At 46.9% G+C, this 23161-nt stretch carries 29 protein-coding genes and 1 other annotated feature; of the genes, 5 read left to right on the top strand and 24 right to left on the bottom strand.

Annotated elements, in window-relative coordinates; genetic code table 11:
* Positions 1-27: 27 nt before the first annotated feature.
* The 19 genes from AC1WMD_RS13315 to AC1WMD_RS13225 form a co-directional block, all read right to left on the bottom strand.
* Positions 28-1500: a spore germination protein gene (locus AC1WMD_RS13315; protein ID WP_494257580.1), complete on the bottom strand. Its 1473-nt coding sequence runs from the start codon at positions 1498-1500 to the stop codon at positions 28-30.
* Positions 1501-1678: 178 nt separating this feature from the next.
* Positions 1679-2029 carry a SpoVA/SpoVAEb family sporulation membrane protein gene (locus tag AC1WMD_RS13310; RefSeq protein WP_494257579.1) on the bottom strand — a complete coding sequence of 117 codons (351 nt, stop codon included), beginning with the start codon at positions 2027-2029 and terminating at the stop codon, positions 1679-1681.
* 3 nt (positions 2030-2032) lie between these two features.
* Positions 2033-3046: a stage V sporulation protein AD gene (gene spoVAD / locus AC1WMD_RS13305; RefSeq protein WP_494257577.1), complete on the bottom strand. Its 1014-nt coding sequence runs from the start codon at positions 3044-3046 to the stop codon at positions 2033-2035.
* 18 nt (positions 3047-3064) lie between these two features.
* Complete coding sequence (locus AC1WMD_RS13300) at positions 3065-3502, bottom strand: SpoVA/SpoVAEb family sporulation membrane protein (protein WP_043905356.1); 438 nt, start codon at positions 3500-3502, stop codon at positions 3065-3067.
* 13 nt (positions 3503-3515) lie between these two features.
* Entirely contained in the window at positions 3516-3944 is a 429-nt protein-coding gene (locus tag AC1WMD_RS13295) for a stage V sporulation protein AB (RefSeq protein ID WP_043905357.1), read from the bottom strand.
* On the bottom strand, positions 3934-4557 hold the full coding sequence (locus tag AC1WMD_RS13290; protein ID WP_043905358.1) for a stage V sporulation protein AA: 624 nt from the start codon (positions 4555-4557) through the stop codon (positions 3934-3936). The genes AC1WMD_RS13295 and AC1WMD_RS13290 overlap by 11 nt, the downstream gene beginning before the upstream one ends.
* 420 nt (positions 4558-4977) lie before the next feature.
* Positions 4978-5730, bottom strand: a complete 753-nt coding sequence (sigF, locus tag AC1WMD_RS13285; RefSeq protein WP_043905359.1) for an RNA polymerase sporulation sigma factor SigF — start codon at positions 5728-5730, stop codon at positions 4978-4980.
* Positions 5731-5743: 13 nt separating this feature from the next.
* Entirely contained in the window at positions 5744-6184 is a 441-nt protein-coding gene (spoIIAB, locus tag AC1WMD_RS13280; RefSeq protein ID WP_043905360.1) for an anti-sigma F factor, read from the bottom strand.
* The gene (gene spoIIAA / locus AC1WMD_RS13275; RefSeq protein WP_409994220.1) at positions 6185-6556 is read right to left on the bottom strand and encodes an anti-sigma F factor antagonist; all 372 of its coding nucleotides are present in this window, start codon (positions 6554-6556) and stop codon (positions 6185-6187) included.
* Between the two features lie 107 nt (positions 6557-6663).
* Positions 6664-7845 carry a D-alanyl-D-alanine carboxypeptidase family protein gene (locus AC1WMD_RS13270; protein ID WP_043905362.1) on the bottom strand — a complete coding sequence of 394 codons (1182 nt, stop codon included), beginning with the start codon at positions 7843-7845 and terminating at the stop codon, positions 6664-6666.
* Positions 7846-7967: 122 nt separating this feature from the next.
* Positions 7968-9269, bottom strand: coding sequence for a pyrimidine-nucleoside phosphorylase (locus tag AC1WMD_RS13265; protein ID WP_043905363.1), 1302 nt, complete (start codon positions 9267-9269; stop codon positions 7968-7970).
* Between the two features lie 15 nt (positions 9270-9284).
* Positions 9285-10109, bottom strand: a complete 825-nt coding sequence (locus AC1WMD_RS13260) for a purine-nucleoside phosphorylase (RefSeq protein WP_043905364.1) — start codon at positions 10107-10109, stop codon at positions 9285-9287.
* 12 nt (positions 10110-10121) lie between these two features.
* Positions 10122-11303: a phosphopentomutase gene (gene deoB / locus AC1WMD_RS13255; protein ID WP_043905365.1), complete on the bottom strand. Its 1182-nt coding sequence runs from the start codon at positions 11301-11303 to the stop codon at positions 10122-10124.
* Positions 11304-11531: 228 nt separating this feature from the next.
* Positions 11532-12428 (bottom strand): site-specific tyrosine recombinase XerD, encoded by an 897-nt coding sequence (gene xerD, locus AC1WMD_RS13250; RefSeq protein ID WP_494257573.1) that lies wholly within the window; start codon positions 12426-12428, stop codon positions 11532-11534.
* A 6-nt stretch (positions 12429-12434) separates the two neighbouring features.
* Positions 12435-12647, bottom strand: coding sequence for a YqzK family protein (locus tag AC1WMD_RS13245; RefSeq protein WP_043905367.1), 213 nt, complete (start codon positions 12645-12647; stop codon positions 12435-12437).
* A 100-nt stretch (positions 12648-12747) separates the two neighbouring features.
* On the bottom strand, positions 12748-13212 hold the full coding sequence (gene fur, locus AC1WMD_RS13240; RefSeq protein ID WP_043905368.1) for a ferric iron uptake transcriptional regulator: 465 nt from the start codon (positions 13210-13212) through the stop codon (positions 12748-12750).
* Positions 13213-13326: 114 nt separating this feature from the next.
* The gene (gene spoIIM / locus AC1WMD_RS13235; protein WP_043905369.1) at positions 13327-13971 is read right to left on the bottom strand and encodes a stage II sporulation protein M; all 645 of its coding nucleotides are present in this window, start codon (positions 13969-13971) and stop codon (positions 13327-13329) included.
* A 126-nt stretch (positions 13972-14097) separates the two neighbouring features.
* Entirely contained in the window at positions 14098-15261 is a 1164-nt protein-coding gene (locus AC1WMD_RS13230; RefSeq protein ID WP_494257571.1) for an endonuclease Q family protein, read from the bottom strand.
* A complete protein-coding gene (locus AC1WMD_RS13225; RefSeq protein WP_043905371.1) occupies positions 15254-15814 on the bottom strand; it encodes an NUDIX domain-containing protein in 561 nt (186 codons plus the stop codon). The genes AC1WMD_RS13230 and AC1WMD_RS13225 overlap by 8 nt, the downstream gene beginning before the upstream one ends.
* A gap of 116 nt (positions 15815-15930) precedes the next feature.
* Between AC1WMD_RS13225 and AC1WMD_RS13220 the strand changes: the two genes are divergently transcribed.
* On the top strand, positions 15931-16851 hold the full coding sequence (locus AC1WMD_RS13220; protein WP_043905372.1) for an aldo/keto reductase: 921 nt from the start codon (positions 15931-15933) through the stop codon (positions 16849-16851).
* Positions 16852-17130: 279 nt separating this feature from the next.
* Here AC1WMD_RS13220 and AC1WMD_RS13215 read toward each other — a convergent pair whose 3' ends face one another.
* From AC1WMD_RS13215 to AC1WMD_RS13205, 3 genes are all read right to left on the bottom strand, one after another.
* Positions 17131-17370, bottom strand: coding sequence for a YqkE family protein (locus AC1WMD_RS13215; RefSeq protein ID WP_070104939.1), 240 nt, complete (start codon positions 17368-17370; stop codon positions 17131-17133).
* Positions 17371-17864: 494 nt separating this feature from the next.
* Positions 17865-18104, bottom strand: coding sequence for a YqkC family protein (locus AC1WMD_RS13210; protein ID WP_043905373.1), 240 nt, complete (start codon positions 18102-18104; stop codon positions 17865-17867).
* Complete coding sequence (locus AC1WMD_RS13205) at positions 18094-18432, bottom strand: iron-sulfur cluster biosynthesis family protein (protein ID WP_043905374.1); 339 nt, start codon at positions 18430-18432, stop codon at positions 18094-18096. The genes AC1WMD_RS13210 and AC1WMD_RS13205 overlap by 11 nt, the downstream gene beginning before the upstream one ends.
* A 90-nt stretch (positions 18433-18522) precedes the next feature.
* Between AC1WMD_RS13205 and AC1WMD_RS13200 the strand changes: the two genes are divergently transcribed.
* Both AC1WMD_RS13200 and AC1WMD_RS13195 read left to right on the top strand, forming a co-directional pair.
* Positions 18523-18735 (top strand): CDGSH iron-sulfur domain-containing protein, encoded by a 213-nt coding sequence (locus AC1WMD_RS13200; RefSeq protein ID WP_043905375.1) that lies wholly within the window; start codon positions 18523-18525, stop codon positions 18733-18735.
* A gap of 15 nt (positions 18736-18750) precedes the next feature.
* The gene (locus AC1WMD_RS13195; protein WP_494257569.1) at positions 18751-18945 is read left to right on the top strand and encodes a YqzH family protein; all 195 of its coding nucleotides are present in this window, start codon (positions 18751-18753) and stop codon (positions 18943-18945) included.
* Between the two features lie 26 nt (positions 18946-18971).
* Here AC1WMD_RS13195 and AC1WMD_RS13190 read toward each other — a convergent pair whose 3' ends face one another.
* The gene (locus tag AC1WMD_RS13190) at positions 18972-19760 is read right to left on the bottom strand and encodes an SDR family NAD(P)-dependent oxidoreductase (protein ID WP_043905377.1); all 789 of its coding nucleotides are present in this window, start codon (positions 19758-19760) and stop codon (positions 18972-18974) included.
* Positions 19751-20722, bottom strand: coding sequence for an MBL fold metallo-hydrolase (locus tag AC1WMD_RS13185; protein ID WP_494257567.1), 972 nt, complete (start codon positions 20720-20722; stop codon positions 19751-19753). Before AC1WMD_RS13185 ends, AC1WMD_RS13190 begins: the two co-directional genes overlap by 10 nt.
* A gap of 184 nt (positions 20723-20906) precedes the next feature.
* Positions 20907-21135, top strand: a binding site (T-box leader).
* Between the two features lie 49 nt (positions 21136-21184).
* On the opposite strand from AC1WMD_RS13185, the gene proI reads away from it, so the two are divergent.
* Complete coding sequence (gene proI / locus AC1WMD_RS13180) at positions 21185-22039, top strand: pyrroline-5-carboxylate reductase ProI (protein WP_494257565.1); 855 nt, start codon at positions 21185-21187, stop codon at positions 22037-22039.
* Between the two features lie 91 nt (positions 22040-22130).
* Positions 22131-23153 (top strand): NADPH dehydrogenase NamA, encoded by a 1023-nt coding sequence (gene namA, locus AC1WMD_RS13175; RefSeq protein WP_494257563.1) that lies wholly within the window; start codon positions 22131-22133, stop codon positions 23151-23153.
* The last annotated feature ends 8 nt before the right edge of the window (positions 23154-23161 follow it).

The raw sequence follows: 23161 nt of genomic DNA, 5'->3' as shown, positions 1-23161 counted from the left end.
ACGGGACCGCTGCAATTTTCCTGAATTTTAGGACGGCTGCTTGCGGAGGTTTTGCGGATGAACGATACTCGGCCTTACTTTGGCGCCTGCAACGGAGCGACGGACGATAATTTGCATGAATGCCGCCGGGTCAAACGGAATAAACGGCCATAAATACGGCGTGTTTAAAGAACGAATATGAGTGAGCCAAAGCAAGTAGACCGTTGTGCCGATTACAAGTCCCGGTACTTTAAACAGCGCCACTAGAATGACAAGAATTAGGCGTGATATTTTATTCGCAATGCTCAATTCGTAGCTTGGTGTCGCAAACGAGCCGATGGCGGCGATAGAGACATATAAAATTACTTCCGGAACGAACAGCCCGACTTCGATCGCAATTTCCCCGATTAACACGGCAGCGATTAAACCCATCGCGGTAGAAAGCGGTGTTGGCGTATGAATCGCGGCCATGCGCAAAAACTCAATCCCGAAATCTGCCAATAAAATTTGAATAATGGTCGGGATATTCGTTTGTTTGTTTGGCCCGATAAATGCCCACGAATCCGGCAGTAAAGATGGTTCAAGGACAAACAATACCCAAAGCGGAAGCAAAAACAGCGATGTCAAGATTCCTAAAAAACGCACCCAGCGCACAAAAGTTCCAACCGCAGGAGACTGCCGGTATTCTTCAGCATGCTGCACATGGTGGAAAAACGTCGTCGGAGTAATAATGACGCTTGGTGATGTATCGACCATGATCAAAACGTGCCCCTCAAGCAAATGGGTGGCAGCCACGTCCGGCCGTTCCGTATACCGAACGAGCGGATACGGATTATATCCTTGTTTCACTAAAAACTCTTCTACCGTTTTATCCCCCATTGTCAGTCCGTCAATATTAATTTGCTGCAGCTCCTTTTTTACCAGCTCCACAAGTCCCGGGTCAGCCACATCTTTAATATAGGCGATGCAAATATCGGTTTTCGAACGCTCGCCAACCTGCAGGATTTCAAAACGAAGCCGCTCATCACGGATGCGCCGCCGCGTTAGCCCGGCATTGACAATAATGTTTTCAACATAGCCATCCCGCGCCCCGCGCACCACTTTTTCCGTATCCGGTTCTTCCGGCTGCCGCCCCGGATAGCTGCGCACGTCAACGATAAAACCTGTTGATTCCCCTTCGATTAAAATGATAATTAAACCCGATAGGAGCTTATCCACCGCTTCATCTAAATTAGTAACCGGAATTACCTGCTGATGAACGAGGCGATTTTCAATAATTTGCTTTGCCTGCGCCGTCTGCCGTTCATTGTCATTAATGAGGACAATTTGTTTGAGCAGCTCAATTATATATTGCGTGTCACATAAACCGGTGCAATAGTAAATATGTACTTCGCGGTTTAATACATGAAACTTCCGTACTCCTAAATCAAAACTTGTCCCAACACCAATTTTTTCCTTAAAAAATTTTTCGTTGTCAGCTAGTTTTTCGGAAATAGGAATGTTATTCGTTTGGGTCGGCATAATAACCACTCCTTTCAAGGATAAGCACCACTGTTTTTCGCGTAATCAGTGCACCATATTTAATATGATCACGGTTGCCATGAGAGCGGGAAATACAGAGCAGCGATGTACTGAATCGTCCGGTATGCAAGCTCGTCCCTGTCTGTTACTAAGATGATCCGTCTTTTTTTCATAGCAATTATCCTTTCGGTCTGCATATAAGCGCGGTGAAAAAGGAAAGCACAACGGCAAAGGAAAGAATGGCTCCGGCAAATTGAAACATCGCCGCACCGATCGTCAGCCATCCGTCCAGCTCTTTTTGTGCCAATATACCTTTGGCGAGCAAATAGCCAAAACCGCTAATCGGCAGTGTCACACCTGACCCTGCAAGCGCAACAATTCGATCATAAATCCCGCTGATTCCTAAAATGACGCCAATGGCCACAAGCAAGCTCATGACATGCAGTTGTGGCAGCTTGCCCACATCTATGGCCAACTGTGCCAGCGCGCAAACCGTCCCTCCGACTATAAACGCCATTACATAATCCATTCCTCATTCCTCCTTCGCTGCTTCAATGACGACGCCATGGGCAATCGCCGGAATCGACTGTTTTTGCTGCACCATCGTTTGGCTTAATAGCGCCCCGGTTGCGACAACAAAAATTTTGCGAAACGCCCCGCGTTGCATTTCTTTCAACAAATGCCCATAGGTGACGACCGCACAGCAAGCACAGCCGCTTCCGCCAGCAAATACTTTTTGGTCGGGCTGGTAAATCATTAAACCGCAGTCATTGTAATTGCTTGTGACATCATATCCTGATTCAGCAAGCAGCTGTCTTAAGATCACGCTTCCAACCCTGGATAAATCTCCAGTGACAATCAAATCATAATCGCTAGGAGAAACGCCTAAATCGTTAAAATGCTGCTCGATCGTGCTTGCCGCAGCGGGAGCCATCGCCGAGCCCATATCTAAAGGGTTCGTCATTCCGGCGTCAACGACTTTGCCGATCGTCGCCGCGGTGATGCGCCATCGTCCTGGCTTGCGCCCAAGCACCACCGCTCCTGCGCCGGTCACCGTAAACGTCGTCGTCTTCGGCTTTTGAATGCCTAGCTCGGTCGGATAACGGAACTGCCGCTCCGCGGTAGCATTATGGCTGCTTGTTGCCGCCAGCACCGATTGGGCGAAACCACCATCAATAAAAGCAGCGGCCGCCGCTATCGTTTGCATCGAAGTCGAACAAGCACCGAACATACACAAAAATGGGATAGGAATCTCCCGTGCGACGTAGTTGGCGGTTACGTTTTGATTGAGCAAGTCTCCGGCAAGAAACAAATCAATATCAGAAAAGGAAAGGCCTCCTTTTTTCAGGCAAATTTGGATCGCTTCCCGCATTAAGCGCCGCTCAGCCAACTCCCACGTTTTCTCACCGCAATACAAGTCATCGTGCACGATGTCAAAACTGTCGCGCAGCGGCCCTTCTGCTTCTAACGGCCCGACTGCCGTTCCCGCCGCTTGAATATAAATGCCATGTTCAAACACCCATGTTTGCTTTCCGACCAGCTTCATAAACGCCCCTCTTTCTCTTTAAGACACGATGTAGTAGAAAAGGCCGAGCAAATAAGCAGCAACAATGCCATAGACGATCGCTGCACCGCCTGACTTAAACATTTGGCTGGCAATTCCTGCCGTCCATCCTTCACTGCGATGTTCGAGCGCCGCGCTTGCCAGCGCGTTCGCCAATCCGGTCATCAGCATCGTCGCCCCCGCGCCGGCAAACTGGCTGAAATCGTCATACTTTCCTGCTCCCGTAAGGACAATCGCGAAAAACATCATCGTCATCACCGCCAGCTGCTGTGCGGAAATGGCGGAAATAGAGAAAAAACTGCTGTACCATTTTGCCAGCCATTCTGCTAGCGCACAAAGCAAACCGCCGATAACAAATGCTTTCACGCTGTTGAAAAAATACGGGGGAGCAGGCTGAAACTTCTTTACCGCCTGGCGATAATTCGTTTTTAAGCTCATCTTCCCTTCCCCCTTATTGAAAGTAATCGACAAAATAAATCCAATGAAACAGCGAGCCGACGACCTTGCCAAAGGCGATCGCCATCAATAAAATGACAATTTTATCCGCCACCCCGATTCGCTTCGCTAAAATTGGCCATACGTTCAATACTTCCGTTAACGCAGCGGCCAGCATGCCAATAAATACTCCGTGCAATAAACCGATTGGGATAAGCCAATATTTGGATATATATAAAATGGAGTGGCGCAGGCTCATCCATCCGCCTACTACCGCGCCAGCTACTGCGCTCCATTCATAAGCATAAATTCGTTTCATCGTTTTCGTTAATTGCGTTAAGCGGGGAATGACGCCAAGAACGACCAAAAAGGCGACAAACCCTGTTCCAACGGCCAGCCCTCCTGCGAAGCCGATGAAAATTATCGTAATAATCTCAATCATCATCAACGCGTCTCATACTTTCCTTGTTTTCGTGTAAAATGACATATTGATCAATGGATTGCTGATAATTAAACATCTCGACTTCCAAAGGGCTAGGCTCTTCATTAATTCGCTTACGGAACACATGATTAAAAAATAAAATCATACCAATGCCCAATCCAAGCGAATACGGAATTTGCAGCAGCAGCGGTTTATCGACTTTTTTTCCTGTGATCATTTCGTAAAGATGCTGATGCACTAGCTGCATACTGACATCTTCATGGAAATTCATAATGGCCATAGCCGAGCCAACAAAAAGCAGCAACCATATCAAAAGGAAATAAGCAGTGGAAAAACGTCTCTTTTCATAGACGACCTCGATGATCGTCTGCGATGGTCCGACCGTTTGCACGTCAAGAGAATCATCTACTTGCAACATAGCCCTCACTACTTTCATGACATCGATAATGACGATATTTTTATCGCTCGGCTGAATTTGATATAGCGGGATTGTTTGCAATTGCTCTCTCATACCGCTATCCGTTGCAATGATTTGTGCAACATCTCCGACGGTGATAGCGGAGTTTGGTTTTACTTGGACACGATGCCGTAGCTTGATAAAGACGGTTTTTCCCATCTCTCTCACACCTTAATTTGTGATTTTTTGGATATTGAAGTGGTCCCTTCGCTTTTCTTCTTTGTCTAGCTCCAGCGGCTAGCCTTCTTCTGCCAAATAACCTTCACCCTCGGGGTGGCAAGCACCCCTGCGGGTGAAGAACATTTGGCTTCGAAGGCTAATCGCGCCGCCTCCGCTTTTCTTCTTGTCTAGCTTCGGCGGCTAGCTCTCTTGTGCGAAATAACCTTCGCCCTTGAAGTGCAAGCACTTCCGCGGGCGAAGAACATTTCGCTTCGAGAGCTAATCGCGCCGCCTCCGCTTTTCGTTATTGTCTAGCTCCGGGCGCCCTCTGCTTTTCTTTAGTATGTTTGGCCAAAAAAGGAATCATGCGGCCGTGCAGCCCTTACCAGCAGTTTCATAAAAATAAAAAAGAATGGATGGCTATCCATCCATTCTCTCTTTTATTTGCTGCAATATTTTTTTTTCAAGCCGGGATACTTGCACTTGAGAGATGCCTAATCTAGATGCCACTTCTGATTGGGTTTGGTCTTTGTAATAGCGCAAATAGACAATGAGCCGTTCCCGTTCATCCAGTTCCTCAATCGCTTTTTTTAGCGCGATTTTATCAAACCACGATACTTCATCGGAATCGGCGATTTGGTCAAGAAGCGTAATCGGATCGCCGTCGTTTTCGTATACCGTCTCATGAATCGAAGCAGGAGAACGGACCGCCTCTTGGGCGAACACGACATCTTCCGGGGAAATTTCCAAATAGTCGGCGATTTCCGTCACTGTCGGCGCTCGCCCATGCTTTTTCGCAAGCTCGTCTTTCGCCTTGCGTATTTTATTGCCCATCTCTTTTAAAGAACGGCTCACCTTTACCGTTCCATCATCGCGAATAAAGCGCTGAATTTCGCCGATGATCATCGGTACCGCATAGGTGGAAAACTTCACATCATACGATAAATCAAATTTATCAACAGACTTGAGCAAGCCGATGCAGCCAATCTGAAATAAATCGTCCGGCTCGTAACCGCGGTTTAAAAAACGTTGGACGACGGACCAAACGAGGCGCATATTTTTTTCAATAATTTCATCGCGCGCCTCTTGGTCCCCTTGTTGGCTGCGGCGAATCAGCTCCTTCAATTCATGATCTTTGATTTGCGACTGATCTTGCTTGACATCGACATCCATAGGCATGTCTCCCTTAGTTACATAAGGCTTTGCTCTTCGTTATATACTTCTTTAAGTAAACGGTTGTGCCTTTGTTGACTTCCGACTGAACAACGACTTCGTCCATAAAATTTTCCATGATGGTAAATCCCATTCCGGACCGTTCCAACTCCGGCTTTGTCGTAAACAGCGGCTGACGCGCCTCTTCGATATCGGCAATGCCAACCCCTTCATCTTTAATCGTCAAATGGACGACTCCGTCTTCAATGACAACGGAGATGTAGACAATTCCGTTCGGGTCGTTATTGTAGCCGTGAATAATCGCGTTCGTCACTGCTTCGGAAACAACCGTTTTAATTTCCGTTAACTCATCCATCGTCGGATCTAGCTGAGCAACAAACGCGGCAACCGTAACGCGGGCAAACGATTCATTTTGGCTGAGGGCGGAGAATTGGAGGTGCATTTCGTTGCGCATTTATGCCACCCCCAATGTTTGTAATGCAAATTGTTCATTGTTTTCTAAGCGGATAATTTTAAACAGCCCCGACATGTCGAACAGACGTTTCACCGTCGGGGAAACAGCGCATACGATCATTTCCCCGCCAAGATTTTTAATTTGTTTGTAGCGTCCTAAAATGACGCCGAGTCCCGAGCTATCCATGAACGTAAGACGCTCTAAATTCAACACAATATGGCGGATCGCTTCCCTTTCCAGCGTGTCCGTTACTTTTTCACGAAGCTCCTCCGCTGTATGATGGTCCAGCTCACCTGACAGCCGAATGATTAGCACATCTCGTTTTACTTCAAAGTCCATCATTAGACTCACAGCGTTTTCCCCCTTATTCATTTCGGATAGGGAGAAATTTCGCTACATCCCGCTAGAAATCCTGCTTTACGACAAAACTAGTGGCGATTCGCTAAATGTAGAACACTTGCTGCAAAAATTGACAGCGCTTATGCGGATTTCACAAAATTTTGCAATGTCCGCTTAAACAAATCCCACCAGCTAGCTTCCGCGACACTTTCCTTAGCAACAATTGGGCTACGCAATATCTCTTTTCCATCCTGTTTCAAAATAAGAACCCCTAGCTCATCTCCTTTTTGAATCGGCGCTTTTACGCCGTTTTTGACTTTAATGACTTTTTCTATTTGATCGATCGACTGCCCCTTTTTCGTTAATACGGAAATCGGTTCGGAAGTAACGAGCGCGACCGTTTTTTTATTTCCCTTATTGACGTGGGCATAGGTTAATACTTCATTCCGTTTATAAACAGGATGAGTTTTGTACTGACTAAACGCATAATCAAGCATTTTTGTAATTTGCGCGTTTCGTGTTTTTGGTGTCGACGCGCCAAAAACAACGGCAATGACACGCATGCCGTTCTTTTTCGCTGTCGCGGTTAAGCAGTATTTCGCTTCGCTTGTGAATCCAGTTTTTAACCCATCCACCCCTGGATAAAATTTCACAAGCCGGTTTGTATTAACAAGCCAAAACTTTTTATCCGTATTTTCCCGTAAATAATCTTCATATATTTTTGTATACTTCGTAATATCTTCATATTTCAGCAATTCGCGTGCCATCATTGCCATATCATAGGCACTGCTGTAATGATTTTCGGCAGGCAATCCTGTCGCGTTTTGAAACATCGTATCTTTCAAGCCGAGCTCTTTCGCCTTTTTATTCATCAACTCCACGAAAGCCTCTTCTGACCCGGCGATCCGCTCAGCCATAGCAACAGAGGCGTCATTCGCAGAGCCGATGGCAATACCGCGCAACAGCTCATCTACCGTCATTTCTTCGCCAGGCTCCAAAAAGATTTGTGATCCGCCCATGGATGCAGCATATTCGCTCGCCCGAACTTTTTCCTTATAAGAAAGCTCTCCCTTATCAATCGCTTCCATAATAAGAAGCATCGTCATAATTTTTGTCATACTAGCCGGCGGCAGTTTTTCATGGGCATTTTTTTCATATAATATAGCCCCTGTATCGCGTTCAATTAAAATGGCAGCTTTCGCATCGTCAGCTAGCTCAAAGCCTTTTGCATTTGTTTTCTTTTCTTCCGCACGGGTATTTGCGGAAAAAGGAACGAGGAAAACAAGGATAAATAGTAGTAAGCAAGTCAGTGTCTTTTTCATCTCCCAAACCTCCATTCTTTATACATGCCATTTTTTCCAAAAGAGATATTTTTATACAAGAGAGGCAGCGAAATTCAAGTGTTTTTAGCCATAAAAAAAGAGGCTGAGATTCAGCCTCTTTACTAAGAAATCGTTTCGTAAATCAACGTCGGTTTGCGAATAGGGGTTGAAGAGATGCGGATATTTTTTTGCAGCTTCTCTTTTACTTCTTCGATATTGTCTGTATTGCTGTGAATCGTAACGAGCGATTCCCCTTTTTTCACTGGATCGCCAACTTTTTTACGCAAGACAAGCCCGACGGAAAGATCGATCGTTGATTCTTTTGTCGCCCGTCCTGCTCCAAGCAGCATCGCGGCCGTTCCGACTTCGTCAGCAACAATTTCCGCGACATATCCATCTTCCGCCGCTTCCAATTCCCATTGATATTTCGCTTGTGGCAATTTCGATGGATCATCAACAACCGATGCATCGCCGCCTTGCGCTTCGAGAAACACTTTGAACGTTTCTAGCGCCTTTCCTTCTTGAATCGAATTCTCTAATAACGCTCTCGCTTCCTCTAATGAAGGCGATTTTTCCGCTAAATATACCATATAGCTTCCAAGCGTTAGACATAGCTCTTGTAAATCTTCCGGACCTTCACCTTTGAGCGTATCAATCGCTTCTTTCACTTCAAGAGCATTTCCTACCGCATAACCAAGCGGCTGGCTCATATCAGAAATGACCGCCATTGTTTTCCGGCCAACGCGCTTGCCGATGTCGACCATCGCTTTTGCCAGCTGCTTCGCTCCTTCTAACTCTTTCATAAACGCGCCGGCGCCCGTTTTGACATCTAAAACGATCGCATCCGCGCCAGCGGCGATTTTTTTGCTCATAATTGACGAAGCAATAAGTGGAATGCTGTTCACCGTCGCGGTCACATCGCGAAGCGCGTACAGTTTTTTATCGGCCGGGGTTAGGTTGCCGGTCTGACCGATGATGGCGATTTTGTTTTTATTGACCAGTTCGATGAATTGATCGTTATCAATTTCCACATGAAATCCAGGAACGGATTCGAGCTTATCGATCGTCCCGCCTGTATGTCCGAGGCCGCGGCCGGACATTTTCGCAACCGGCACGCCGACAGACGCGACAAGCGGACCTAACACAAGCGTCGTCGTATCGCCGACGCCGCCAGTCGAGTGCTTATCGACTTTAATCCCGTCAATTTTCGATAAATCAATGACATCGCCGGAATGAACCATCGCCATTGTCAGCGCCGCCGTTTCTTCTTCAGTCATGCCGCGGAAAAACACCGCCATTGCTAATGCGCTCATTTGATAATCAGGAATGTCGCCATTCGTGTAGCCACGGATAATAAAATCAATTTCTTCTTTTGAAAGCGCGTGGCCGTCCCGTTTTTTCGCAATTAAATCGACCATTCTCATCTTTATCACCTTTTTCTATTGTCTCGCCATTTCCGCGATAATTCCCTTGATAAGCCGCAAAAAGTTAGCTTTCACTCGTTCCGTCGTTTCAATAACTTCATCGTGGGTAAGCGGCTGGTCTAAAATCCCAGCTGCCATATTCGATATGCACGAAATCCCTAACACTTCAATTTGCGCATGGCGCGCGACAATCACTTCGGGAACGGTCGACATCCCGACCGCATCGCCGCCGAGCGCGCGAATCATGCGGATTTCCGCCGGCGTTTCGTAAGAAGGACCGGTGTAGGCGACATACACTCCTTCTTGAATCGGAATGTGAAGTTTAGCTGCTACCTCTTTGGCAATGTTGCGCAGCCGTTTGCTGTATGCTTCCGTCATATCCGGAAAGCGGACGCCAAGTTCAGGGTCATTCGGGCCGATTAACGGATTGCTGCCCATGTTATTGATATGATCAGTAATAACCATTAAATCCCCCGGCTGAAAACGTTCATTCACCCCTCCTGCCGCGTTTGTTACGATTAGCTCTTTGACGCCGAGCGCTTTCATCACGCGGACCGGGAATGTTACTTGATCCAAGCGGTACCCTTCATAGTAGTGGAAACGGCCTTGCATCGCGACAACCGTCGCACCTTCAAGCTGGCCGTAAACAAGCTGGCCGGCATGGCCTTCCACCGTGGAAACAGGAAACTCTGGAATCTGCTCGTACGGAATTTTCACTGCTTCTTCGATTTCATCAGCGAGCACGCCGAGGCCAGATCCAAGAATCAAGCCGATGCGAGGCGGCGTCGAAATTTTATCTCGCAAATAGCTCGCTGCCTTTTCGATCGCTTGTTTGTTCATCGCTTATACCTCCTACTTTAAATCAGCTAAAAAACTTGTTCCGTGCGGCGGCATCTTCACTTGGAAATTATCCGCAATCGTCGCGCCGACATCGGCAAACGTTTTGCGGAGCGGCAGTTCTTTGCCGCCATTCATGCTTGGACTATAGACAAGAAGAGGAACGTATTCACGAGTATGGTCCGTACCATGATGGACTGGATCGTTCCCATGGTCAGCCGTGATGATCAACAGATCGTTATCTTTCAACAGCGGAAACACGTCAGAAAGACGGGCATCAAATTCCTCGAGCGCATCGCCGTATCCTTTCGGGTCGCGGCGATGGCCGTACAACGCATCAAAATCAACGAGATTGACGAAACTGAGTCCGGTGAAATCCATTTTCAACGTATCTACTAACTTATCCATGCCGTCCATATTCGATTTGGTGCGGAGCGACTGCGTCACTCCTTCATTATCGTAAATATCGGAAATTTTCCCGATCGCAATCACTTCATACCCCGCGTCTTTCAGCTCGTTCATGACCGTGCGGCCGAACGGCTTTAACGCATAATCATGGCGGTTCGCTGTACGTTGAAAATTGCCCGGCGTGCCGATAAACGGGCGCGCGATGACGCGGCCGACCATATATTTTTCATCAAGCGTCAATTCACGGGCGATTTTGCAAATATGGTACAGCTCCTCAAGCGGCACAATTTCTTCATGAGCGGCGATTTGCAGCACCGAGTCCGCTGACGTATAAACGATGATCGCTCCTGTTTCCATATGTTCTTTGCCAAGCTCTTCAATAATCGCCGTACCGCTTGCCGGCTTGTTGCCGATCACTTTGCGCCCTGTCCGTTTTTCCAATTCGTCAATCAGCTCTTTTGGAAATCCGTTTGGAAACACTTGAAACGGTTTGTCAATATGAAGGCCCATAATTTCCCAATGACCCGTCATCGTATCTTTTCCGGCGGATGCTTCTTGCATTTTCGTATAATAGGCAAGCGGCTGGTCCGCTTTTGGAATGCCTTTAATTTCACGGATGTTGCTTAAGCCAAGCTTCGCCATGTTTGGCATATGCAGGCCGCCGCGATGCTCGGCGATATGACCGAGCGTGTCCGCGCCTTTGTCATTATATTTTTCGGCATCAGGAGCCTCGCCAATGCCGACCGAATCCATCACAATTAAAAATACGCGTTTATATGTATGAACCATTTACTATGCCTCCTAGCATCATAAAAACTGTTTTCCCTTATCATTCCCCGAAGCAGCAATAAACACATCCACATTATATTGGTCAGAAGTCTGACAACTATATTATAAAACGTTTTCAACCGTATGCGCAATAAAAAACGGCAAAGAATGCAGAAGTTGTCGTATTCTTCATTTCAAACGAACAAACCCGCTCGTCATAAGCGGGCGTTTCTTGCAGGCGGCGGAAAGCTATGCACGCGGATGGTATTGCTTATACACATCTTTTAAGCGTGTTTTTGTGACATGGGTATAAATTTGCGTTGTGGAAATATCGGCATGTCCTAACAGCTCTTGCACGGCACGCAAATCGGCGCCGTTTTCAAGGAGATGGGTGGCAAACGAATGCCTTAGCGTATGCGGCGTCAGCTCTTTTTCGATGTTTGCTTCTTTCGCAAGTCTCTTCAAAATTTTCCAAAATCCTTGCCGCGTCAAGCGTTGCCCATGATGGTTTAAAAACAAGGCATCGGTTGTCCGTTTTTTTGGATCGATAAGCTGCGGGCGCGCGCGCTCCAAATATTCTTTTAAGGCTTTAATCGCCATGCTGCCGATCGGCACGATGCGCTCTTTATTTCCTTTTCCGTAGCAGCGGACAAAGCCCATCGTCAAATGCACATCGGAAAGATTTAAGTTTACGAGCTCGCTGACGCGCATGCCGGTCGCGTATAATAGCTCGAGCATCGCCTTGTCGCGAATGCCGAACGGTGTATTCGTCTTCGGCGCCTCGAGCAGCGCCTCTACTTCCTCCATGGACAGCACCTTTGGCAGCGTCCGCTCCATTTGCGGCGATTCAATATGTACCGACGGATCTTGCTCTGCTATTTTTTCGCGCAGCAGAAACTGATGGAACGAGCGGATGGAAGCGATATGGCGGGCAATCGTTTTCGCCGAGTTCCCCTTCTCTTTTAAAAACTTTAAAAACTGCATAATATGCAGGCGCGATACGTCGTTCCATGAATCAATTTGCTCGACGTGGCGCAAATAGTGCGCATACTTCTTTAAATCTCTTTCATAGGAAACTATCGTATTGTTTGCCAAATTCCGCTCTACTGTTAAATAATGAAGAAAATCTTTCAATTCATGTTCCAACGCTCTCTACTCCCCATCGCGATAAAAAAATAGTAGCCGGCTAAGCCAGTCGAATGACGGGCTTTCAACGGTCGAAACTTTTATGGCTGATCCTTGCGGTTCATCGTAACGGTGGTAATTGTCGTATTCACGGTTAAACCATACAAGACTATAATAAAATAAAATCGTGCACCCCGTAAACAAAAGAAATACTTTCACCATCTGCCATAACGATCTCATGGCGCTCCTCCTCTTTTTTCGAATATATGCTTACTATGAGGATATGCCATGATTTTCCCTATCTATACATAAAAAAACCTTTCCCACTGGAAAAGGTTTTTTATTTTTCGTTTTGTTCTTCCTCATGTTTTTGCTGGCAGCGATAGCAAATGCCGTGGAATGTTAAGCGGTGGTCTTTAATTTTAAACTTCCAATCTCGCTCCACAATCGCTTCTACTTCCTCTAATAAATCTTCTTCAATTTCCGCTACCGACCCGCATTCGATGCACACTAAGTGATGATGAAAGTGCGCTGCCCCTTCTTTGCGAAGATCGTAGCGAGACACCCCATCTCCAAAATTAATTTTATCGACAATTTTCAGCTCGGTTAATAGCTCAAGCGTCCGATACACAGTAGCTAACCCGATCTCCGGGGATTTCTCTTTAACGAGGAGGTAGACGTCTTCTGCGCTTAAATGATCTTCCTCATGCTCCAATAAAACACGCACCGTTGCTTCCCGCTGCGGTGTTAACTTGTAGCCAGCCGTATGCAGCTGCTTCTTAATTCGTTCAACTCGATCTTCCATGTTTCATTCCCTCCCTCGCCATTCAACTACCATTATAACAAAAGAAAGAGGGAAGTATCAAAGTAAAATTATTATTACAAAAGAACAAAAATGATTATTATATAAAAATAACTATTAATTGCTAATTAACTGAACAATTTGCTTCATGAAAAATGGGGAAACATACGCCTCTAACGAAGAGGAAACAAGCAAACTGACGCTAATGACAAACATTGCCATCGTATAGCGCATAATCAGTGGAAAAACCGGCTCATGCGTCCGTTTCATAAACTGGTTGCGCACCATCCGCAAGGAGAACGACACCGAAATGACTCCCATGACAATAAAAGCAGGAATGATAATTAAATTTTGCGGCATGACCGAGACGAAGGATAATAAAAAGCCTTGCCACCCCATTTGGTTTACTAAAAATCCAACCGTAAACCCGACGACGATCCCTTTTAAAAATAGCAAAATTAAAATGATCGGAAGACCGATAATGGAAATGCCCAACACCCACATTAAACCGACATATTTTAAATTATGAAAATAGCTTTGTTGAAACATATCTTGCGCGCTAGCAAGGTTTCCTTTCGACACTTGTCCAAAAAATTGCGTCAAATAATAGTACAAATCTTGCTTCTGGCTGAAATTAAGGCTGTTAACGACAATCGCGCCAAAAATAACTCCCATTAAAAATAGGACGATGACAAATAAATACATGGACGCATGCTCGCGCATATGTACAGCAACGATTGATTTCAGCGGATGTCTTCTCATCTTTTTCCGTCCTCCTATTTTTCTCTTAGTAGATTGTATGTACAAGTCTTGTATGTATGACACATTTTCGGCAAAAAGAAAAAGCCCGTCTGACGAAGACGAGCTTTGTAAAAAACGCAGCTTGTACTATTCGGAAAAAACTTTGCCATATTTTCCGCCGCCACCGGCTTGAATCGAAAGCTCTCCTCGGCGCGCCAAAATAATAACTTTTGCTAGCTTTTCTCCGACGGCCTGTTCCAGATCTTCCTCTGTCGCTTGATGAAGCACGTACATTTCCGTGCCGAAACGGTCGAGCAGTTTTTTATACGTTTTCGGACCAAGACCTGGGATAAACTCAAGCGGCACTTGATAAATATACGGAGGGCGCTTTGGCGGGACGCCGCCTGTTTTCAGCTCTTGTAGCCGGTCAAATACCCCTTTCACTTTCCGATGATGGCCGCAGGCAGGACAGCGTTCGTCAGCGGGATGCATCGGTTGAAAACATCGTTCGCATGTCGTTTGATGATATTTCCCAAGCTTTGGATTTAGTCCATAATTGGCGATGATTCCACGTCCATTCTGCCGTTTGAGCGCTTTTTCCAGCTCGGCAAATGTCGGGGCGTTCATGCATACCGCTTGGTACTCACGCGCGATTTTCCGCAGCGAATGAGCATCGGAATTGGAAAGGTATGGGTAGCGGTGCAATTCGGCGATTTGGTCGGCCATCTTTGTATCCGCACTTAACCCCAATTCGATGGCGTCAATCCAATTGGGATCAAACACTTCCGTTAAGCTTTTTTTCACTCCTTTGCCGTATAAGCTTTTAAACGGCGTAAACGCATGAGCGGGAATAAACAATCCGCCCAATTGTTTAACGGCCACCTGCAGCTCGCGCCCCGTGCCGTACATGCGCTGCGAGCTGAGGGAAATGTTTTTCACCCGTTCCTTCAGCCACCGGGAAAACGCGCGCATCGCTCGAATCGTCGGCAAAAAGGCGAGCACATGAATCGGTCCTTGGCAATGTTCGTCATAAACTTCAATTTCGCTTCCTAATAAAAGCGTCACCTCACCGGCGATGACGCCACCGTCCTTGTGCTCGTACCAGCCTTTTGTGTTCATTGCTTGTTCTAATTCATCGAGCACTTCAGGAACATGACAGTCAATGATGCCGACCATATTCAGTCCTTTGACATGCGCCGCCTCGTGCAAAATGTTCCTCAGCGTTAATGATTTCGCGCCGGTAATTTTGACCGGCCGGCCGGAAGCAGTGCGGCCGATATGAATATGTAAATCGACATAATAGTTATGCATGTTTTTCTCCCATGACACGGCGCAGTTGCAAATATTGCAGGGCATACGCCGTTTTCGCATCATAAATTTCTTGCTTCTCCAGCATTTCCAGCGCCTCCTCCAGCGTCACTTCTAAAATATCGACGAATTCATCCTCATCGAGCGATGCAGCATCTTGCAATTTCTCCAGCCCTTCCGCCACATATAAATGAATCAGCTCATCGGCAAATCCCGGCGACGTATAAAATGACACGATATGGCGCAGCGACCGGGCGCGGTAGCCTGTTTCCTCTTCTAATTCGCGCTGTGCCGTGGCAAACGGCTCTTCCCCTTTTTCTAACTTGCCCGCCGGAATTTCCACTAATACACGTTCAAGCGCTTTACGGTACTGGCGAACAAGCACGAGCTTTCCATCTTTTGTAATCGGAATCACCGCCACCGCTCCTGGATGTTTAATGACTTCCCGCTTGCTCGTTTTTCCGTTTGGCAGTTGTACGTCTTCAACATACAATTGAACGACTTTGCCGCTAAATATTTTTTCTTTGCGAATCGTTTTTTCCACTAAATGGTCCATGTTTTTCTCTCCCGTCAAAATAATTATTTTCCCACTTATTGTACTACATCATTTGAGAAAGTTTCACTTTGCGGTATACAATTGAAAAAAACAATCATTAAGGGAGGATGCCTGTCATGAAAAAACGCCGCATCGGTTTATCCGATTTATATGTAAGCGAAATCGGGCTCGGCTGCATGTCGCTTGGCACGGATGAGAAAAAAGCGATCCGCATTATTCACGAGGCGCTCGAACGGGGCATTAACTATTTAGACACGGCGGATTTGTATGACCGTGGACTGAATGAAGAATTTGTCGGCAAAGCGATCAAAGGGAAACGCGACCAAGTCATCATCGCGACAAAAGTCGGCAACCGTTGGGAAGAAGGAAAAGACGGCTGGTTTTGGGACCCGTCGAAACAATACATTAAAGCGGAAGTAAAAGAAAGCTTGCGCCGCCTGCAAACGGATTACATTGATTTATACCAGCTCCATGGCGGCACGATCGACGACCCGATCGACGAAACGATTGAAGCGTTTGAAGAATTAAAACAAGAAGGAGTGATCCGCTATTACGGCATTTCCTCGATTCGCCCCAATGTCATCCGCGAATATGTCAAGCGCTCGAACATCGTCAGCGTCATGATGCAATATAGCTTGCTTGACCGCCGTCCGGAAGAGTGGTTTCCGCTGCTAAGTGAACATCATATCAGCGTCATCGCCCGCGGACCTGTCGCGAAAGGGCTGCTGACGGAGCGGCCATTGGAGGCGGCAAGCGATTCCGTCAAAGAAAACGGCTATCTTGATTATACATATGAGGAATTAAAGACACTGCTCCCAAAACTAAAGGAGAAAACAGCCGAACGCCGCTCATTTACGGCAACGGCGCTGCAGTTTTGTTTGTATGACCCGGTTGTCGCCGCTGTCATTCCAGGAGCAAGCAGCATCGAGCAGCTTGTCGAAAATATCCATGCCGCTTCTGCACCGCCTTTGAGTAAAGAAGAATACGAATGGTTGTGCCAGCAAACAAAAGCATCCACCTATCAAGCGCATCGATAAGCTAACGATCAAAAAGCGGAAAGAGTAGCGTTCTTTCCGCCTTTGTTTTTTATGACACATACTTGTTTCGCACCGCACCGAGGCCGTAGAAAAGCAAACAACCAGGAGCGAAGAGCGGCAAACCGAACGTTCATGATATCGCAAAGCCATCCAAACACGGCCAGCAAATAGCCAAACGGTTGCACCATCGCCGTCCGATCACTCAGCCGCTAAAAAGAGCCATGTAGGCTTAACGACGCGATTTACCCGTTCTTCCTATCGAACGAGCGTCCATGGTATTTACTTAAATTGGCGCCAATCTAAATCACTCTCATCGAGCAGCTGGGCAAACGTTTTCTCCCGCTCCCGTCTCCGTGCTTCCTCCCGCTTCCGCGCTTCTTCTTCCGCTTTCCGCCGCTCTTCCTGCCTTATAAGCTCCTCTTTTTTCTCCTTTAGCTTCATCAACAATTCGTCGTTTAAACGGTCCTTCAACAAAGGCAACTCTTCTTGTTTACCTTGATCTTTTTTCCGTTTATTCACACCAATCCCCCCATGAATAAAACGTTATTTCTTCCTGCATGATAAAAACGAAATACTTTTACGCAAAGGAGAGAAAAATTATGACAGAAAACCGCGCCCAAAAAGGAAAACCAACCGCAGATACCGTCAAACAAACGATCGCCAAAGAAGAACTAGAAAAAGCGATTCATCCAACAAAACGGCAAAACACCCCACAATAACGAAAAGCGGAGGGCGCTGCTTATCGGCGAAACGCGCTGGAGGGCCCGCGAGGAGGCTGTTGCCGCCGCAGCGGGACCGAAGCGTCGCGAGCCGATGGCGCCCGAAGCTAGACAATAAAGAAAAGCGGAAGCGGCGCGAATAGCCTTCGAAGCCAAATGTTCTTCACCCGCAGGGGTGCTTGCCACCCAGAGGGGGAAGGTTATTTGGCAGAAGAAGGCTAGCCGCTGGAGCTACACAATGAAGAAAAGCGAAGGGCGAGCAGAAAAACCGTAACCGGAATGGTTACGGCTTTTTTATAAGATTTCCGTAATATGCGGCATATGTTCATCCATCCATGCCACCGCCTCGTCGAGCGTGGCAAATTCTTTCGTTTCAAACGTCATTTCATTCTGCAAAAGCCAAACGTCTTTTGGCTCGTGATAAGGGCCAGCGATCGACCAATGCAGCAAACTGTACGGGTCGTTTTCATGCAAAAATGATACCCAAGTTTTTTGCTTCGCTACATTGGCGATTTGTTTCAGCTTATCTTTCATGTTGCTCACTCACTTCTACAAGCGGCATACGTGGATTTAAAATTTGCCCGGGGCTTTTCAACTGAAAACAGCTCATCCCTTCGGCAATGTCAATCGTCATCGTATCATCATAAAAGACGAGGCGGGATTTTTCCACAAGAACAGGAACGAAATTCGTCTCGACAGCGATATCGTCCTCATCCACCTCATTGACTAACCATAAGGCAATGACGCCGTCAACGAGGCAACCGCATCCATCTGTGTCATACTTTAACTTTAACATTCGCCCTGTTTGCGCTAAAATAGGAGTAAGCTGTTTGATCGCTTTATCTGTAAATGTAATATTCACGCTACATGATGCTCCTTCTCTTCTTGTTTCTGCTCCTATTGTACCTATATATGCAAATTGCTGTCAAAATAAAAAAGGGGGAATTCGATTATGTCCAAAGTGCAAATCAAAGTGAACGATAACGGCTCCTATCGTATCACTGGCGATGTGGAGCTTATTGATGCGGAAGGAAATAAATTTGTAACCAAACAAACATTTTCGCTTTGCCGGTGTGGGCTGTCCAATAATATGCCATTTTGCGACGGTTCCCATAAAGGCAAATTCCACTCTGTTGTCCGCGCCACCCCGTCCGAATCGCAATGATAGGAAGTGGGATCGTTGGACGAAAAATGGCTAAAAAAACTTATTCGCAACTGCTTTGTTCAATATGGGCATGACACAGAATGCCTGCCCCTTAATGACTTAGAATGGAAGCAGTTGTGCGAAAAAATTTTATTAGAAAAAACAAACCATGAAGATATGGATATGTACGAAATTGTGCATGATGTCATTTACGAATATATAACGAAATAACACTCCTTGTTATGTTGCAAGGAGTGTTATTTTTTGAAGAATGCACGTTTCCCCACTTTCTCGACCACGGATGGAAATAAGTGATAGAGTTGACTGCCAATATTCATCCAGCGTGGCATATTTACTTCCCTTGTCGGCGTCATCATAATCGAAACGACCTGTTTTGCTACTTTTTCTGGCGAAAGCATCCATCGTTCCACATTTTTTACGTATTCTCCTGATTGGTCGGCTACATGAAAAAAATTCGTCCGAATCGGTCCTGGGTTCACAGCAGTAACAAAAATCCCGTACTGTTCCGCTTCCATCCTCAAGCTGTTCGTAAACCCAAGCACTGCATGTTTTGTAGCAGCATATACGCTCGATTTTGGCGTTGCTAGTTTTCCTGCTTGTGAAGCGATATTGATAATATGGCCGCTTCGCCTTTTTTGCATATGTAAATATACTATTTTTGTACAAGCGATTAAACCAAATACATTGACAGCAAACATGTCTTTCATTTCCTCAAGATCAATGTCTTCCACATTGCGAAACACGCCAAAACCTGCGTTATTTACCAATATGTCAACTGTTTGGACATCACGAAATAACTGTTGAAACACCGTTTCTACCGCATCTGTATCACTTACATCTAACCGATAATAATGAGGCGAAATACCATATGTACGTTCAATCTGTCTTGCCACCGTTTTCAACTTTTCTTCATTTCTGGCAAGCAACACTGGGAGCGCCTTTTGGCGTGCCGCTTCATAGGCGATTTGTTCACCAATGCCGCTTGACGCTCCAGTAATGACGATATGTTTGCCTTCTATCCGCAAATAGATCCCCCCACAGCTTCATATATGTAATAATCATTTACTTTTTCCTTTCGAACTGCACCGTTCTCTTCTAAGTAATCAAGCTGCCCAATCGTTTCCGACATCGTTAACATAAACTCTTGTTGATATGCAGTAGGAAATAGTTTTTGGCAAACTTGAAACACGGTATGCGGACCTTGCTTGACCATTTCGAGCACTTGCTCGGCGCGCTCCCGCTGTTTGCGGAGCCGCTTTTCCACTAAAGCGGGTACGTCGGTCACGTCTTCTCCGTGCCCTGTCATGCAATATGCAATATCATAACGGAGCATTTTCCGCAAGGAATCGTTATACTGCAATAGTGGCTTCGGTCGCTCTGTTTCCCCGTCAAAAGGCGGCTCCATCAGCGGATTGGGCGAAATATGGAGCAATAAATGATCGCCGCCGATCATCACCCCATCCGTTTCCCGATAAAATACGATATGGCTTTGCGCGTGCCCCGGCGTCTCGATCACTTTCCAATGCGGCAGCCCCGGCAAAGAATCCCCTTCTTGAACCGTACCGGTAAGCGGGCGGCGGCATGCATAGCGAAGAGAGCCGCGCAGATGGGGCAGCTGGGCAAGAAACGAAGGATCGACGCCGCATTCCATCAAAAACTGTTCAAAAAACTGCTGTTGCTGCTGAAAAAACGTCTCTTCCTGACGAACCCAGCGGGCCGCTTTTTTATGGCCGATGACTGGAATTTCCTCGGGCAAATAATCAATAAGCCCGATATGATCCGGATGATGGTGCGTAATCACGACTTGATCAATGTCCGCAGGGGTGTAGCCTAATTCGCGAAGCTGCTGTTGAAACGACTGCCATGCCGTCTCTGTTTTCACCCCGGCATCAATCAGCGTCAAGCTGTCGCTTTGAATAACATACATGTTTACATTTCCGACCGGAAATGGTGTTGGCACGGTAATGCGGTAAACACGTTCCTTCATGATTGACATTCCCCTTTTTTCCAGAATAAAAAATGAATCATTATTCATTATTTTACAGTTTACACCGATTTTCGCTATTTGTCATTTTTTTCGAATAGTTCGCAAAAAATATAAAAAATTTTGTCTTTTTCTATTGACAACACCCTTTGTTTCATTGCATAATTGCAAACAAATTAATATTTGCAAACGGGCGATGAGTAGGGCCAGTAAACCATGAATGGTAGCCAGAGAGTGAAACCCGGCGGCTGGAAGGTTTCATTACCCTCTTTATGGTTGAACCTACCCTATGAGCTGTTAGGAAAACCTAAACGCATAACCGGCGTTATCGGTGCAGAGATGGGCTCTTTTTCGGCATGTTGCCGGCAGAGCCAAAAAAGGTGGTACCGCGGAACGAAAGACCTTCCGTCCTTTTATAGGATGAAGGTCTTTTTTATTTGCTAAACAAGGAGGAGGAATGCAGCGATGAAAAACGGGCCAACCATTACGTTTATCGGAGCCGGCTCCATGGCGGAGGCGCTTATTTCCGGGATGACGAAGACGCTGTACGCGCCTGAACAAATTATCGTGACCAACCGCTGCGACCGAACACGGCTCGAATACATGAACCAAACATACGGGGTTCGCAGCGAAACAGATAAAAGAAAAGCAGTCAAAGAAGCCGATATCATTATTTTAGCGATGAAACCAAAAGATGTAGCGGAGGCAATGGGCGCTGTTGCCTCAGCGATCCGCGGGCATCAGTTGATCATTTCCTTGTTGGCCGGCGTCACTACCGACACGATCGTTTCTTTAGCCGGAAAAAATGTGGCCGTCATTCGGGCAATGCCGAATACATCGGCCGCCATCGGCCAATCAGCTACGGCCATTTCCCAAGGCCGCTTTGCGACAGACGCCCACGTAGCGATTGCTAAAAAACTGTTTGAGACCGTCGGCATCGTTACGATCGTTCCGGAGCATGACCTGCATGCTGTCACCGGTCTTTCTGGGAGCGGTCCTGCCTACGTATATTATTTAGTCGAAGCGATGGAAAAAGCAGCGGAAGAAATTGGCCTTGACCGCTCTATAGCCAAACCATTGATTTTGCAAACGATTATCGGCGCCGCGCACATGCTGCAGTCGACCAGCAAACATCCATCCGTCTTGCGCAAAGAAGTCACAAGCCCTGGCGGAACGACGGAAGCTGGCATCCAAGTGCTGGAACAATACCACTTCCAAGAAGCGGTCGCCGCTTGCATTAAACGGGCGACTGAGCGGTCCGAGGAATTAGGAAAAGCGTTGCTTTCTTCCTCTCTTCCTTCCGCTGCTATGCAATCATGACATGATAAGGCGTTTGATTTTGTTTCGCTCAGAAAACGTGCTATCATTCAATTGGAAGAATAATACACGACTTGGGAGGAGAAACAATCAAATGGAAGCGATGCTTTTTTCGCCGTATACAATCCGCGGAGTGACGCTGAAAAATCGGATTGTCATGTCCCCGATGTGCATGTATTCGTGTGATACGGAAGACGGGAAAGTGCGAACTTGGCATAAAATCCACTATCCAACGCGGGCGGTCGGCCAAGTCGGGCTGATTATCGTCGAAGCGACGGCCGTTGCGGCGCAAGGAAGAATTTCCGCCCGTGACCTAGGCATTTGGAGCGATGAACATGTAGACGGCTTGCGCGAATTAGTTTCGCTTGTGAAAGAACATGGCGCGAAAATCGGCATTCAGCTTGCCCACGCCGGACGCAAAGCGGAAGTGGAAGGAGAAATTATCGCTCCTTCGGCGATTCCGTTTAGCGAAAAAACGCGGACGCCAAAAGAAATGACGAAAGCGGACATTGAAGAAACGATTCAAGCGTTTCAAAATGGAGCGCGCCGCGCGAAAGAGGCCGGCTTTGACATCATTGAAATCCACGGCGCCCACGGTTATTTGATTAATGAATTTTTATCGCCGCTCGCCAACAAACGGCAAGACGAATACGGCGGCTCCCCGGAAAACCGCTACCGCTTTTTAGGGGAAGTGATCGATGCGGTAAGGCAAGTGTGGGACGGACCGCTCTTTGTCCGCATTTCCGCTTCCGATTATCATCCGGAGGGATTGACGGCGAAAGATTACATTCCATACGCCAAGCGCATGAAAGAACAAGGCGTCGATTTGATCGACGTCAGCTCCGGTGCGGTCGTTCCGGCAACGATTAGCGCGTATCCGGGGTATCAAGTTCCGTTTGCCGAATTGATTCGACGCGAAGCAGAAATCGCGACTGGAGCGGTCGGCTTGATTACTTCCGGATGGCAGGCGGAAGAAATTTTGCGCAACGGGCGCGCCGATTTAGTGTTTCTCGCCCGCGAATTGCTGCGCAATCCATATTGGCCGTATGCCGCCGCCAAAGAGTTGGAAACGACGATCCCTGCGCCAGTGCAATATGAACGAGGATGGCGTTTTTAAAGCTGCCG

Source organism: Parageobacillus sp. NEAU-HV-2 (assembly GCF_059115485.1).
The sequence above is the reverse complement of the archived record's forward strand: the minus strand, read 5'-3'. Positions and strand labels throughout refer to the sequence as shown.